Origin of the sequence: Niallia circulans (assembly GCF_007273535.1) — a bacterium.
Lineage (GTDB): Bacteria > Bacillota > Bacilli > Bacillales > Cytobacillaceae > Niallia > Niallia circulans_B.
In genome coordinates, this window is record NZ_RIBP01000004.1 from 1,514,522 (window position 1) to 1,527,977 (window position 13,456).

At 36.6% G+C, this 13,456-nt stretch carries 14 protein-coding genes and 1 riboswitch; of the genes, 10 read left to right on the forward strand and 4 right to left on the reverse strand.

The features are described from left to right. The first annotated feature begins 49 nt into the window (after window positions 1–49). The 6 genes from CEQ21_RS15435 (at window position 50) to galU (CEQ21_RS15460) (ending at window position 5,637) form a co-directional block, all read left to right on the forward strand. Entirely contained in the window at window positions 50–1,786 is a 1,737-nt protein-coding gene (locus tag CEQ21_RS15435; RefSeq protein ID WP_185765291.1) for a phospho-sugar mutase, read from the forward strand. A gap of 222 nt (window positions 1,787–2,008) precedes the next feature. After that, window positions 2,009–2,353 (forward strand): single-stranded DNA-binding protein, encoded by a 345-nt coding sequence (ssb, locus tag CEQ21_RS15440; protein ID WP_185765292.1) that lies wholly within the window; start codon window positions 2,009–2,011, stop codon window positions 2,351–2,353. 39 nt (window positions 2,354–2,392) lie between these two features. Further along, entirely contained in the window at window positions 2,393–2,557 is a 165-nt protein-coding gene (locus CEQ21_RS15445) for a hypothetical protein (RefSeq protein WP_185765293.1), read from the forward strand. 310 nt (window positions 2,558–2,867) lie between these two features. Continuing rightward, complete coding sequence (locus CEQ21_RS15450; RefSeq protein WP_185767292.1) at window positions 2,868–3,743, forward strand: ABC transporter permease subunit; 876 nt, start codon at window positions 2,868–2,870, stop codon at window positions 3,741–3,743. Continuing rightward, window positions 3,736–4,656: an ABC transporter permease gene (locus tag CEQ21_RS15455; RefSeq protein ID WP_185765294.1), complete on the forward strand. Its 921-nt coding sequence runs from the start codon at window positions 3,736–3,738 to the stop codon at window positions 4,654–4,656. Before CEQ21_RS15450 ends, CEQ21_RS15455 begins: the two co-directional genes overlap by 8 nt. Before the next feature lie 72 nt (window positions 4,657–4,728). Next, on the forward strand, window positions 4,729–5,637 hold the full coding sequence (gene galU / locus CEQ21_RS15460) for a UTP--glucose-1-phosphate uridylyltransferase GalU (RefSeq protein WP_185765295.1): 909 nt from the start codon (window positions 4,729–4,731) through the stop codon (window positions 5,635–5,637). A 136-nt stretch (window positions 5,638–5,773) separates the two neighbouring features. Here galU (CEQ21_RS15460) and CEQ21_RS15465 read toward each other — a convergent pair whose 3' ends face one another. Continuing rightward, complete coding sequence (locus tag CEQ21_RS15465; protein WP_235856594.1) at window positions 5,774–5,929, reverse strand: anti-repressor SinI family protein; 156 nt, start codon at window positions 5,927–5,929, stop codon at window positions 5,774–5,776. 27 nt (window positions 5,930–5,956) lie between these two features. Further along, window positions 5,957–6,044, reverse strand: a riboswitch (cyclic di-GMP riboswitch). Window positions 6,045–6,275: 231 nt separating this feature from the next. On the opposite strand from CEQ21_RS15465, the gene CEQ21_RS15470 reads away from it, so the two are divergent. The 3 genes from CEQ21_RS15470 (at window position 6,276) to CEQ21_RS15480 (ending at window position 8,639) form a co-directional block, all read left to right on the forward strand. Continuing rightward, on the forward strand, window positions 6,276–7,034 hold the full coding sequence (locus CEQ21_RS15470; RefSeq protein WP_185765296.1) for a WecB/TagA/CpsF family glycosyltransferase: 759 nt from the start codon (window positions 6,276–6,278) through the stop codon (window positions 7,032–7,034). A 172-nt stretch (window positions 7,035–7,206) separates the two neighbouring features. Further along, on the forward strand, window positions 7,207–8,172 hold the full coding sequence (galE, locus tag CEQ21_RS15475; protein ID WP_185765297.1) for a UDP-glucose 4-epimerase GalE: 966 nt from the start codon (window positions 7,207–7,209) through the stop codon (window positions 8,170–8,172). 80 nt (window positions 8,173–8,252) lie between these two features. Further along, window positions 8,253–8,639, forward strand: coding sequence for an SMU1112c/YaeR family gloxylase I-like metalloprotein (locus tag CEQ21_RS15480; protein ID WP_185765298.1), 387 nt, complete (start codon window positions 8,253–8,255; stop codon window positions 8,637–8,639). Window positions 8,640–9,100: 461 nt separating this feature from the next. Here the strand turns inward: CEQ21_RS15480 and CEQ21_RS15485 are convergent, their stop codons facing one another. The 3 genes from CEQ21_RS15485 to CEQ21_RS15495 form a co-directional block, all read right to left on the reverse strand. After that, window positions 9,101–10,273: a CDP-glycerol glycerophosphotransferase family protein gene (locus CEQ21_RS15485; protein WP_185765299.1), complete on the reverse strand. Its 1,173-nt coding sequence runs from the start codon at window positions 10,271–10,273 to the stop codon at window positions 9,101–9,103. 1 nt (window position 10,274) lies between these two features. After that, window positions 10,275–10,667: a glycerol-3-phosphate cytidylyltransferase gene (tagD, locus tag CEQ21_RS15490; protein ID WP_185765300.1), complete on the reverse strand. Its 393-nt coding sequence runs from the start codon at window positions 10,665–10,667 to the stop codon at window positions 10,275–10,277. 574 nt (window positions 10,668–11,241) lie between these two features. Then, the gene (locus tag CEQ21_RS15495) at window positions 11,242–12,171 is read right to left on the reverse strand and encodes a polyisoprenyl-teichoic acid--peptidoglycan teichoic acid transferase TagU (RefSeq protein WP_185765301.1); all 930 of its coding nucleotides are present in this window, start codon (window positions 12,169–12,171) and stop codon (window positions 11,242–11,244) included. Window positions 12,172–12,479: 308 nt separating this feature from the next. Here CEQ21_RS15495 and galU (CEQ21_RS15500) point away from each other — a divergent pair, with 308 nt between their 5' ends. Next, window positions 12,480–13,373, forward strand: coding sequence for a UTP--glucose-1-phosphate uridylyltransferase GalU (gene galU / locus CEQ21_RS15500; RefSeq protein ID WP_185765302.1), 894 nt, complete (start codon window positions 12,480–12,482; stop codon window positions 13,371–13,373). Window positions 13,374–13,456 lie beyond the last annotated feature (83 nt).

The window sequence follows — 13,456 nt, forward strand, 5'->3', positions numbered from 1 at the left end:
TAATGTTAAGGTAGGCAAAAATATTATTCAAAGGTGGGAATCTGGCTATATGGTGTATCAAGATATAGTAGAAAAATGGGCTAGTTTTCAAGATTTAGAACCAAACTTAAAAACGCAATTACAAGAATTGCAAAAATCTGAAAAACAGCTTGAGGATAGCTTTTACAAGCATCTAGAATTTGGCACTGGCGGTATGCGCGGTGAACTTGGACCGGGAATTAACCGTATGAACATTTATACAGTGCGCAAGGCTGCCCAAGGATTGGGGAAATACATACAAGAACAAGGCAAAGAGGCAATGAACCGCGGTGTAGCAGTTGCTTATGACTCTCGCCACCAATCACCAGAATTTGCTTTGGAAGTTGCAAAAGTAGTGGGCAAGCTTGGTATCAAATCTTATGTATTCGAAGAGCTTCGTCCAACCCCTGAGTTATCATATGCAGTGCGGCACCTAAATACATTTGCTGGTGTTGTTATCACTGCAAGCCATAATCCGCCTGAATATAATGGCTTTAAAGCATATGGAGAAGACGGGGGACAACTGCCTCCAGAAGCTGCAGATGTTATTATTAAATATGTGAACGCAGTAGAAAATGAGCTTACGATTGAAGTGCTTGAAGAAAAAGAGCTTTTAGATCAAGGCTTATTGACATATATAGGTGCAGATGTTGATGCAGCGTATGTGGAGCAATTGAAGACAATTCAGCTTAATAAGCTTCCTGAAGCTGAAGACTTAAAAATCGTCTTTACTCCATTGCACGGTACGGCAAACAAACCAGTGCGTGCGGGCCTGCAAGCATTTGGTTTTGGCAATGTAACAGTTGTTAAAGAGCAAGAACTGCCAGATGCTAACTTCTCAACAGTAAAGTCACCAAACCCGGAAGAGCATGCTGCATTTGAGATTGCTATCCGCTACGGAAAGGAAATCGATGCAGATATCCTTTTAGGAACAGATCCAGATGCAGACCGTCTTGGTGTTGCTGTGAAGGACTTGAATGGTGAGTATACAGTTCTTACTGGTAACCAATTAGGAGCATTGATGCTGGAATACTTGCTTTCAGAGAAAAAAGCAAAAGGTATTCTTCCTGAAAATGGTATTGTTATTAAAACAATCGTAACATCTGAAATCGGCAGAACGATTGCAGAAGCTTACGGTATTCCAACACTTGATACATTGACTGGCTTCAAATTCATTGGCGAAAAAATCAAAGAATTTGAACAGACAAATCAACATAATTTCCTATTCGGTTATGAGGAGAGCTATGGTTACTTGATCGGTGACTTTGTCCGTGATAAAGATGCAGTCCAATCTGCTATTTTCGCAGCTGAGGTTGCAGCTTACTACAAAGCAAAAGGCATGACAATGTTTGAAGGCCTACTTGAAGTATTTGGTAAGTACGGCTTCTATCAAGAAGGGCTTGAATCGTTAACACTTAAAGGTAAAGATGGTGCGGAACAAATTTCCTACATCATGGATACCTTCCGTCAAGATCCTATTTCAGAAGTAAAAGGCTTGCAAGTAGTTGCAATCGAAGATTATCAAACAAGCAAAAGAACAGAAAGCGTGAAGGAAATATTAATCGACCTTCCAAAATCAAATGTTATCAAGTACTATTTGGAAGATGGTTCTTGGTTCTGCTTACGTCCATCAGGAACAGAACCAAAAGCTAAATTCTATTTCAGTGTTACTAGCCCATCTCTTGAAGAGAGCCAAGCAAAACTAGCTGAGCTGAAGGCTGGTGTGATGGATAAGGTACAAGCAGTTATCGCATCATACGAGCAATAAGAGGAAAGCGGATAAAGCATATAGCTTTATCCGCTTTTTTGTGCGCAAAAAAAGATTGTTGATTGTTGAGGTTTGCCTGTCATTACCCTTCCAAGTTTAAATAATCTATAAAAGAAACATGAGTTTTCAATTAGCTAACTTTTGTGTTGTTAATGATTGACGGTTTTTCAATAAGCTCCCTATTTAGTATGATAAGCTTGCTAGGAAGAAAGGGGTGATCTATTGGTAAATCAAGTGACATTAGTTGGAAGATTGACTCGTGATCCTGAATTAAAGCTGACTCAAGCAGGCACTTCTGTCACTAATATTACGCTTGCAGTTAAGCGAAATTACAGAAATCAAGCAGGTGAGTATGAAGCAGATTTTATTTCATGCATCTTCTGGAACAAAGCAGCAGAGCATATTGTACATTATTGCCATAAGGGCTTGTTAATTGCCATTATCGGCAGTATCCAGACTAGGAATTATGAAAATCAAGAAGGAAAAAGAATTTATGTGACAGAAGTTGCTGCTGAGTACTTTCGGTTTTTAGAGCCGAAAAGGGAAGAACAGCTCATTACCATTTAAATTTACATTTTTACTAATATGAGAATAGGAGGTGACAAAATGAAGAGCAGTAGTGACAACATGTCAGATTTGCTGTCAGCTCTAATATCAATGCAAGCGAAAACCATTAAGCAAATGGAACAGCAAAATGTTCGTATTCGGCAATTAGAATTTGTAATTCAAGAGGAATTCTCCAGAACGCAACGCTCCGTGCCAACACTCTAAACCAACTTTTTCCCAATTCAAGAATACAAACTATTTCCCCGTTTTAAAAATCTTCGTAAAACATATTCACTTTCTATAGAGAATCAAGCCAATTCCCCATATTCTCCTCACACTTAAAGCGTCCTGCAAGACGCTTTTTCTATTATATAAATATAATGCTATTTTTAGATTCGTGCCTTTATTCTTAATTGTAAAAATCTTTAATTGATATATGTGAGAGTTATATGGTAGATTAGTATGGCTGGTATTTAGTGGAGCGAATTATATATGTAAATAGTATTTTATTTTGACAGGAGGGTTTCTTTTGAGGATGCTTAAGGGTCCTTTCATCCATTTGCTCAGCTTTTTCTTTTTGCTTTGCTTGGCTGCGTTTCCTCTTGTTTTATCTAGTGCAGAGGATGGAAGCATTTTATTTAATTTCTTAGGCATGTTTGCCATTATAAAAACATTTATTATTGGGCTTTTTACAGGAGATGCTTTTTATTTTATTCAGGGCGATCGGACTGTACTTATATTTTCCGTAATAGGAGCTAGTTTTGCTTCGTCCTTTTATTACTTAATTATGGCAGGAGTAGTTGTGCTCAGCCTAACCTTCCTGTTTGGCATTTGGTTTTGGAAGTTGAATGAACGCTTTTTTGGTAAGATAATCAGCCTGTTGGGAATATTGCCCGATTTTATTTTGATCTTGCTGCTGCAGCTTCTTGTTACGGTAGTATATAAAAGCTCTGGAATTAAGCTTGCGAAGGTTGCTTCCTTTAATTCTGATAACATGGCTGTATTGCTGCCAGTTATCACATTAATAATAATCCCGCTATTGTATGCAGTAAAAGCACTAAATGAAAAAACAAAGGATGTGCTGACACAGGATTATATCCTGACAGCAATTGCAAAAGGAATTAAGAAAAAGGACATTTATCTTTATCATGTAACTACAAATGTTACTCCATATTTAAAAGCAGATATGCATAAAGTGTTGGCAATCATGATCAGCAATCTGTTCATTGTGGAATATTTATTTAATTTAAACGGGATTACCGCTCTTTTCTTTCAGACACAAGCTTATTTTGGGTATCAATATAATTTGGTCATTTTCTGTCTGGTTGCATTATTCCTTCTGTATGGCGCAGTTTTTTTCTTATTGTACATGCTCATTATTCTGATAGAAAGGATCTTGAAATATGATTAAGTGGAATATACAGCTTGTTTCAGGAATTTTTTTATTAGCCTTTTTTGTGTTGTTGAGCATTTTTGGGTCATCTATTGCGCCATATCCTCCAGATTATAAGGTAAAGGTTGGCTATATGGAGACAGAAAATGGAACAGAATTTGTCGCCCCGCCATTAGCACCATCAAAGGATTTTCCGTTAGGAACAGACAAATGGGGAAAGGATATCCTCTCCCTGATTTTACATGGTGCAAAGTATACCGTATTTACAGTGTTAATCGTTGCGGCAGCAAGGCTATTGGTTGGAGGAATTGCAGGTGTCTTCGGCGGTTTGGCAGCAAGCGGAAGAAAAAAGGGGAAGCAGGGGCGGATTACTTTATTGACAAGCATACCACCAGTTATACTTATCTACTTTATTATGCTTGGAATGAATATTAATCCAAGCCTGTCATCATTTGCGTTAATTTTTATTCAAGGAGTGTTGATGGCCGCACTTGGTGTGCCTGGTGTATATAATGTTGTTTATTCTAAAACGGCGGAAATAAAAGAAAACCTGTATATTATGGCCTCTGTAACCCTTGGCGGGAACAAAAGTCATCTTTTGAAAAAGCATATTTGGCCAATTCTTAAAGGTGATTTTATTATTTTGTATTTGAATGAAACGATACAAGTGCTTCATTTAATGGGCCAATTGGCGATATTTAACTTGTTTTTCGGAGGAACGGAATTCCAGCCAGATTTCTCTATCTATTTGTCTATGACAAATGAATGGTCTGGATTAATTGGACAGTCACGCTCATTCCTGTCTTATTCTCAATGGATTCTTATCTATCCTCTTATAGCTTTTATTCTGTTTTTACTTTCTTTTTACCTTATTTCGCAAGGCTTAAGTCAACAAAGCAGAAAAAGTCATCGGAAAAATACTTATATTTAATAGTGGTGGTGATAGTTTATCCTGACGAAAACAAGGGAAAAGACTCCTATAATTATTAGGAGGGAATACACCATGAAAAAAGTTAGGAAGGCTATCATACCAGCAGCAGGGCTTGGAACTAGATTCCTGCCTGCAACAAAAGCAATGCCAAAGGAAATGCTGCCAATCGTTGATAAGCCAACTATTCAATATATAGTTGAAGAAGCAGTCGCTTCCGGAATTGAGGACATCATTATTGTTACTGGAAAGGGAAAAAGATCGATTGAGGATCATTTTGACAGTGCCAATGATTTGGAATGGAATCTTGAAGCGAAGGGCAAGGAGGATTTGCTGAACAAAGTCCGATTTGCCTCTAATTTAGCGGATATTCATTATATTCGCCAAAAGGAACCGAAAGGATTAGGACATGCTGTTTGGTGTGCAAGAAACTTTATCGGTGATGAGCCATTTGCTGTCCTGCTTGGAGATGATATTGTTCAAAGTGGTATCCCATGCTTAAAACAGCTCATTAACGAATTCGAGGAAACTCAATCATCAATTATTGGTGTGCAGCAAGTTCCAAAGGATGTAACAGACCGGTACGGTATTGTAGATCCTGGAGAAAATAAAGGTAGAAGATATCAAGTGAAAAACTTTGTGGAAAAACCTGAAAAAGGAACGGCACCCTCCAATTTAGCTATACTTGGCAGATATATATTAACACCGGAAATTTTTATGTTCTTGGAAAAACAACAGACAGGCGCGGGCGGTGAAATCCAATTAACAGATGCCATCCAGCAGCTGAACCAAATTCAACGTGTGTTTGCTTATGATTTTGAGGGTGAGCGATATGATGTCGGGGAAAAGCTTGGATTTGTAAAAACGACCATTGACTTTGCTTTGCAAAATGAAGAAATAAAAGATGAAGTGTATAAGTTTCTGCATGATAGAATTTCGCAGATGAAGGATGAAAAAAGGATAGATGTAGAGCAGTATGGATAAAAAGCACAGAAACGTTTTACCAGGACAAACATTTCAAATCTGAAATGTTTGTCTTATTTTACATAAACTGTGCTATAAGATTCACATATATCCATAAAAAGTGTTTTTAAAAGAATATTCAGAAAGTTAAGCTAAGTTATTTATCTGCTTGTTTTTTATCTGAAAGAAATGAACTTACTTGTTTACTTGTAAGGCCTAAACGCTTTGCCTCAAGCACCAATTCTACCCATTCACTATCTAGTTCTGCTGGATCTCTAGTTTCTAGTTCTTTTACTGGTAACAAATTTAACACCGTAATAAAAACCTCCTTATATTCTCATAAGGTGACCCAGCCATCATAGCAGTACTGCTGCCTTAGATCTGTAGCTTTGCGTCCCACTCTTTCAAATGGTTTGCCTTTATCTTGGATAATTTGTTTTACATGCTTGTTTCTCTTACTACAAGTTGAAAAGTCTTTTAAAAACACATATATATTTTACCACTTTTTGTTCACAATTTAAAAGGCTTTAGCAGTGTAAAGTTTCGACAAATTCCAACAAAACCAACCGTTCTAATGAAAGAATCTAGCCGATAATTGTAACATTAGCTAAATTTCTATATAATGAAGCTACATTATGCAAGGCAGGAGACTGTAACAGATGGAAAAGACGTGGATGGGAAATATCGGGGTGAATGTGCTTTATACAAATGAAGCAATAGCCGGCATTATAAATAAATTAAAGTATAATCATAAATCAAATGTATTCTTTCTAAATGACCATTGCTATAACTTGGCACAAAAGGATAAAAGCTATTTAAATCTTCTTAATGATAGTGACTTTTTATTGAATGATGGTATTGGGATAGAGATAGGAGCAAAGCTGTTCGGTTTTTCTTTTAAGGAAAACTTAAATGGAACCGATTTTATTCCAGCATTGTTTGACAGGCTTAAAGAGGAAAAGGACAGACAATATAATGTCTATTTACTTGGAGCAAAACCTGGTGTTGCTAAAGCAGCACTTGATAAGATGCAGCAGCAATTTCCTCATTTAAAGTTTGTTGGGGAGCAGCATGGTTATTTCGATGTGGGCAGCAATGAAGCCGTCATTACGGACATAAATAACAAACAAACCGATATACTGCTTGTCGGCTTTGGAATGCCGATACAGGAGAAATGGATTGCTGATAATCGGGAAATGCTGAACTGTACGCTTGCTTTTGCAGTCGGTGCATTTTTGGACTTTTCATCAGGTCAAGCTGTAAGAGCACCAGGATTATTTAGAAAGCTGCGGCTTGAATGGCTTTATCGTATGCTGAAGGAACCGAAAAGATTGTGGAAGCGCAATTTGGTCGGCCACCTGGAATTCTTTTATTATGTGTTAAAAAACAGAAGAAAAAAATTAAATGCTGCAGGTTAAGGAAGGATGATTTATCCTTCCTTTTTTGATAGGGAAAATTGCACCTGTATAAAGTATGAAAAAAGGAAATTTTGCCAATGAAATTTTTTTCTAACTGGCTATGTGCTAAAATAAAAATATACGGGTATTAATAGATTGTGAGAAAAAATAATGTGAATAAAGGGGATTTAATATGATACTAGTAGTAGGCGGTGCCGGCTATATCGGCAGTCATCTAGTAAAGGAACTGGCGGAAAAAGAGGAAGTCATCGTCCTTGATAATTTGGCAACAGGTCATCAGGAATCTGTTGATGAAAGAGCAGTATTTATTAAAGGAGATTTAGGGAATGCGGAAGATTTAGAACCGATATTCACTAAATATCCAATTAAAGCTGTCATGCATTTTGCTGCGTTCAGTCTTGTTGGTGAATCAGTGCAGGACCCATTTAAATACTATGAAAATAACGTTGCTAATACTTTAACATTGTTGAAAACGATGCTTAAATTTAATGTGAAAAACTTCATCTTTTCATCAACAGCAGCTACATACGGTATTCCTGAAGAAGAAATTATCTTAGAAAAATCCAATACATCTCCAATTAATCCTTATGGACGTTCTAAGCTGATGGTAGAGCAAATTTTGGCTGATTTTCATGAGGCTTACGGGTTGAATTATGTTGTTTTTCGTTATTTTAATGCTGCAGGTGCACATGAATCAGGGGAGATCGGTGAGAAGCATGACCCTGAAACACATTTGATTCCAATTATATTACAGCATTTATTAGGTCAAAGAGAGTCTATTTCTGTTTTTGGAACAGACTATCCGACAGAGGATGGGACTTGTATCCGCGATTACATCCATGTAACAGATTTGGCAGCTGCTCATATTAAGGGTGTGGAAGCATTATTAGATGGAAGCAAGCAGGCAGAAACGTATAATCTCGGAAATGGTGTAGGTTATTCTGTCAAAGAAGTTATTGAAACATGTGAAAATGTAACAGGCAAAAAGGCAAACGTTGTGTTAGCTGAAAGACGGGCAGGAGATCCTGCAAGACTTGTTGCATCTTCTAATAAAATATATGAGGATCTTGGCTGGAAAGCAGAAAGAGGCTTAGAATCCATTATTCAAAGTGCTTGGGAATGGCATAAAAAAGCATGATGTTAAAGCGGAGAAATGCAACCTGCATTTCTTCGTTTTTTCTTACATACAAAAAAGTGAATTGAGGATGGTGTTGTCATATGAAAGTCAATAAAGTACATCATATAGCGATTATTTGCAGTAATTATCAAGTATCTAAGTCCTTTTATGTCGATATTCTAGGATTTAAACCGATTAGAGAGGTGTTTCGAGAAGAACGTAATTCATATAAACTCGACCTTATGGTTAACGATGTTTATCAGCTAGAACTATTCTCATTTCCTAATCCAAAGAAAAGGCCGAGTTATCCAGAAGCAGCAGGCTTGCGACATATCGCATTTGAGGTGGATGACATTGCTGAAACGGTATCTTATTTACAAAGTCAATCTATCGAAGTGGAAGATATTCGCCGTGATGAGTTTACAGATAAAAGATTTACATTTTTTGCAGATCCGGATGGACTGCCTATCGAAATTTATGAGAAATGACAGTATTCGAGCATTATTTAGAACCCTTGTATTTAGAAAGAATGCTAAGTGTTTGCAAGATGAATTGCTTGTCCTGTGTCGTTAATAGTCTCCAGCTTCCTGCTTTGATTTTCATGATTATCATCCTTTCATTGGGATTATTGTTTTCATATTATACATATACCGCATTCGGTTGAATAAGAAACAACAAAAATATCAACAAATGCTGACAGTTTATTTCCCGAGAAATTTCAGGAAATTTCCTTATTCGAGTTTGTTTTGTATTATTTCGTCAAAAAATGGTTTGTGAGTGCTGTTTCTACAAGCTTTTGAAATGCTTTAGTATATAGGTTTAAGTGGTGGTTTCATTTGAAAGGTAAGGTGTGCGTTTAAGATGGAGCAGCACCAAAATTAGAGGGTTTACTATCGCTTCTATCAACACTTAACATAATAGTTATTTAAAAAACGACTGAAGAATATCTTCAGTCGTCTAACCATTTTGTTATAAGTGCCGCAACGTTCTCACTTGATTTGCCTGTGGAATATTCGTTCCAGCGTCTATGGAATGAATCTATTCTTTCCAGATCATAGCTGTCTTTTTCCAAAATAATGGCCAGTTCTTCTGTTGTATAGGCAACAGGTCCAGGGACGAGCTTTTCGTAATCTGTCCAAAATCCTCTATCTTTTGCATAACCTTCGAGATCATATGGGAAGAATATCATTGGTCTTCTCATAAAGGAATACTCAAAAGGGATAGAGGAATAATCTGTGATGAGCAGGTCTGTAATCAAAAGTAAATCATTTATATATGGATATTGTGATACATCAAAGACAGTGCCGTCCATTTCAGGTATATTTGCCTTTTCTTTAATGGAAGGGTGGAGTCTAATTAGCATAATAGTATCATCACTGAGCTTCGTTTTTAATAATGGTAAATCAAGCTTGGCATTTGTAATCCCATTATTTCCGCCTCTAAAGGTTGGGGCATATAATACGATTTTTTTGTTTTCAAACTGTGGATACTCGCTGTATATTTTTTTGATTGTGTTGTTTTTTCTTGCTTCATCAAAGAAAATATCAGTACGAGGTATTCCTGTGTGAATGATTTGCTGCTCTTGGGTGGAGAATGCTTCATGGAAAATAGTATCCATCTCATGTGACCCAGTTATTACATATTGAAACTGACTGTATACATCCTTGAATCGCTGATTTGCTTTGCTTGTCCGCGACTGAATACTTGAATCCTTTAAGCCGAACGTTTTGATTGCACCAGCAGCATGCCAGATTTGCAGCACTTTAACATTTGGCTTAAATCGAATGCTAGATAGAAAACCGAAATAATTATCAAGTACAACTACTTTTGCTGTCGCAAGATGCTGTATTCCTGTAAGGAAATGCAGTGGCTTACGTGGTGTGAAATCAAGCACTTCACCAATTTGATTTTCTTCGAGCATTCTTTTCGTTTGTGCTGTTGTTGCAAGAAAGATAGATCGGCTATTTGCAGCGTTTTTTATAAGCTTTTCATTTATATCCAGCGTATTTTCTGGAAAAGACACACAAAAAACTATTTTCTTTTGTTGCTGGAATAGACTGCTAATCCGAAACAACAAAGAAAATAGCATTAAATAGAAGGAAATCGCAAGTTCCCTTATCATATTACTTAACCTTGAATAAATCCTTTTTGATTTTAGAAGTAGAAATTCCAACAGTTCTTGGCAGGTAAACAACCTCACAATGATCTTTCAAGAAATCGAATTTTCCTTCCCAGTCATCTCCCATAACAAATACATCGATGTTGTGGTCGACAACGTCTGTAACCTTTTGATCCCAATGGTTTTCAGGAATTACTTCATCAACATAACGGATCGCTTCTAGAATCATTTTTCTGTTTTCATAGCTGTGATACGCCTTTTTATCTTTAATTGCATTGAACTCATCGCTAGAAAGAGCTACTGTCAAATGGTCACCAAGTTCTTTTGCTCTTTTAAGAATATTGATATGACCCCAGTGCAATAAATCGAAGGTGCCATAAGTAATTACTTTTTTCATTTGTATCCTCCTATATATGAAGTTCCATAATCATTATAATAACAGCCAGTCATTCTGCTAATTATTTGGCGTTGCAAACAAATGTGCAAGGATTGTTATCCAAGCTGTTTCTCATAGTTCTTAAATTTATGATATATTGTTTCCTAATTACCTTATTTTAAAACCTTTCCACCATTCTGACAAGTATTTCTATATTATTCGACAGCGTCTTTCATAAAAATGAAAAAACATTGAAAAATATGTCATATTAGCGAGTGTTTGTTACAAGATAAATAAGAAAGAAAAATGAAAAATATATTATTTCCATACCTAAAGGCGAAATAATAATCATTAAAAATATTGGATTTTCTGTTTAAATAACGTCTCTCTTTCCGCGGGTTGGTCTGGCGTACGGGGTTTAACTCGTCTCTATAGCCCTTAATAGTCGATTGGCCTCCGCTCCATTCCACTCAAAAGTTTAAATAATGTACTTGAATAGTTATAAAAAATGAAAAAACCGAACTATTAGGCACGATGGCTAAAGTAGTTCGGTCTTATGATTAAGTTATAATACTGTTTCCCGGCCTAGAATGTATTACTTTACTGACAAATGGTCTTTCAAAGCTGTTTGGATTTTCGTTTTTTCTGCATCATCTACGAGTAAATACCAAATACCGTCAATTTTCTGACCTGTACCATTAATCGTAAATTGCTCGATATTCCCGGCAGCTTGTTTATAATTTTTTTGAATATTTACCATTTCATCAAATGTTAGGTTTGTTTTAATATTTTTACTTAAAGCAGCAAAGATATCGTCGAAGTTTGTTAATGAGTTAAGACTCGCACCTTCCTTCAGTACTGCTTGGATGATCATGCGCTGTCTTAGCTGACGTCCAAAGTCTCCGCGAGGGTCTTCATAACGCATCCGCGAGAATTTAAGTGCTTTTTCTCCATTAAGAGTAACCTCTCCCTCTGGGAAATGAACACCTTCATACGTAAAATCAAGGTCATTATTTACAGTGACTCCGCCGACAGAATCAACTATATCCTTAAAACCTTCCATATTAATTTGCATATAATAATCAATAGGTATATCCAGGAAGTTCTCGACAGTGTCCATAGACATTGCGACTCCACCAAATGCATAAGCGTGATTTATCTTATCTGTTGTTCCGTGTCCAACAATTTCTGTACGTGTATCGCGAGGAATGCTGAGCATTTTCACAGATTTTTTCTCTGGATTAACGGTCATAACAATCATTGTATCGGATCTTCCGCTGTCACCGTCGCGTTCATCGACACCGAGCATTAATACGGAAAAAGGCTCCTGCTGCTCTAGATTTAACGTTTCTGTCCGTTTTGTTGTTTCTCTGTCAACAGGCTCATGCATAGAATCCACTGCACTAGTTAACGAATTCCATATAGTATATCCATAAACTCCAATACCAATTAAAAGGATCAGTAGTATTAATCCTGTGATTCGCAGCCATTTTCGTTTTTTCTTTTTCGGTTTTTCCGATCTCATGTTCTGCTAAAACCTCCATAACTTGACAATTTTTGATAAAACTACTTTTAAGATAGCAGAAAAGACATTGTTTGAATATAAAATTCAGCAAATTTATTATATTAATAATTGTTTATAGAAGGGATGTACTGCTTCAATAAGCTGAAAATGAGTTTATCTACTGTGTATGAATTAGATATGCTGCTTTTTTGTATACTAATAATGGTATAAACTAAAATAGTAACTTTTGCCCTGCCTGTAATCGGTGGACAATAAATAATATTGCATTTAAAATAGAGGTAAGATAGGAATTATTTGGAGGTAAATACATGTCTAAAGTTAGAAAAGCGATAATACCAGCTGCAGGTCTTGGAACTAGATTTTTGCCGGCTACAAAAGCAATGCCAAAGGAAATGCTACCAATTGTTGACAAACCAACTATCCAATACATTGTTGAAGAAGCGGTTGCTTCAGGCATCGAAGACATTATCATTGTTACTGGAAAAGGGAAAAGAGCAATCGAGGACCATTTCGATAATGCATGGGAATTGGAAGAGAACCTAGTTGCGAAAGAGAAGTTTGACCTTCTTGATAAAGTAAAAGAATCATCCAATGTCGATATTCACTATATCCGCCAAAAAGAACCAAAAGGTTTAGGACATGCTGTATGGTGTGCAAGAAACTTTATCGGTGATGAGCCGTTTGCCGTTCTGTTAGGTGATGACATTGTGGACAGTGACGATCCGTGTTTAGGTCAGTTAATGTCCCAATACGATGAAACATTATCTTCTGTAATTGGTGTACAGGTTGTACCTGATTCAGAAACACACCGCTATGGTATCGTTGATCCGATCGAAGGATCTGGAAGAAGACACCAAGTGAAAAAATTCGTGGAGAAGCCAAAGCAAGGCACAGCTCCATCTAATTTGGCAATTATCGGTCGCTATATTTTCACTCCGGAAATTTTCAAATTCCTAGAAGAACAAGAAGTAGGCGCAGGCGGCGAGATTCAGCTGACAGATGCAATTGAAAAGCTGAACCAAATCCAAAGAGTGTTTGCATATGAGTTTGAAGGCAACAGATATGATGTTGGAGAGCAATTGGGCTTTATCCAAACAACAATCGAGCTTGCTTTAAAGCGTGATGATATTAAAGACAAATTGGAAGTATATCTGAAAGATCTTGTTGGAAACATGCAGGATGAGCCTGTTAATAATAAATAATGGACAATAAAAAAAGAGGATGAAAATCCTCTTTTTTTATTGTCTTTTTATACGGAGATTACTAAAAAGAGGAATTGATTCCA

Coding starts and splice junctions, on each gene's coding strand:
- CEQ21_RS15435 (WP_185765291.1), top strand. CDS start 50: ATGGTGTATCAAGATATAGTAGAAAAATGGGCTAGTTTTCAAGATTTA.
- CEQ21_RS15445 (WP_185765293.1), top strand. CDS start 2,393: ATGAAGAGCAGTAGTGACAACATGTCAGATTTGCTGTCAGCTCTAATA.
- CEQ21_RS15450 (WP_185767292.1), top strand. CDS start 2,868: ATGCTTAAGGGTCCTTTCATCCATTTGCTCAGCTTTTTCTTTTTGCTT.
- CEQ21_RS15455 (WP_185765294.1), top strand. CDS start 3,736: ATGATTAAGTGGAATATACAGCTTGTTTCAGGAATTTTTTTATTAGCC.
- galU (WP_185765295.1), top strand. CDS start 4,729: ATGAAAAAAGTTAGGAAGGCTATCATACCAGCAGCAGGGCTTGGAACT.
- CEQ21_RS15470 (WP_185765296.1), top strand. CDS start 6,276: ATGGAAAAGACGTGGATGGGAAATATCGGGGTGAATGTGCTTTATACA.
- galE (WP_185765297.1), top strand. CDS start 7,207: ATGATACTAGTAGTAGGCGGTGCCGGCTATATCGGCAGTCATCTAGTA.
- CEQ21_RS15480 (WP_185765298.1), top strand. CDS start 8,253: ATGAAAGTCAATAAAGTACATCATATAGCGATTATTTGCAGTAATTAT.
- CEQ21_RS15485 (WP_185765299.1), bottom strand. CDS start 10,273: ATGATAAGGGAACTTGCGATTTCCTTCTATTTAATGCTATTTTCTTTG.
- tagD (WP_185765300.1), bottom strand. CDS start 10,667: ATGAAAAAAGTAATTACTTATGGCACCTTCGATTTATTGCACTGGGGT.
- CEQ21_RS15495 (WP_185765301.1), bottom strand. CDS start 12,171: ATGAGATCGGAAAAACCGAAAAAGAAAAAACGAAAATGGCTGCGAATC.
- galU (WP_185765302.1), top strand. CDS start 12,480: ATGTCTAAAGTTAGAAAAGCGATAATACCAGCTGCAGGTCTTGGAACT.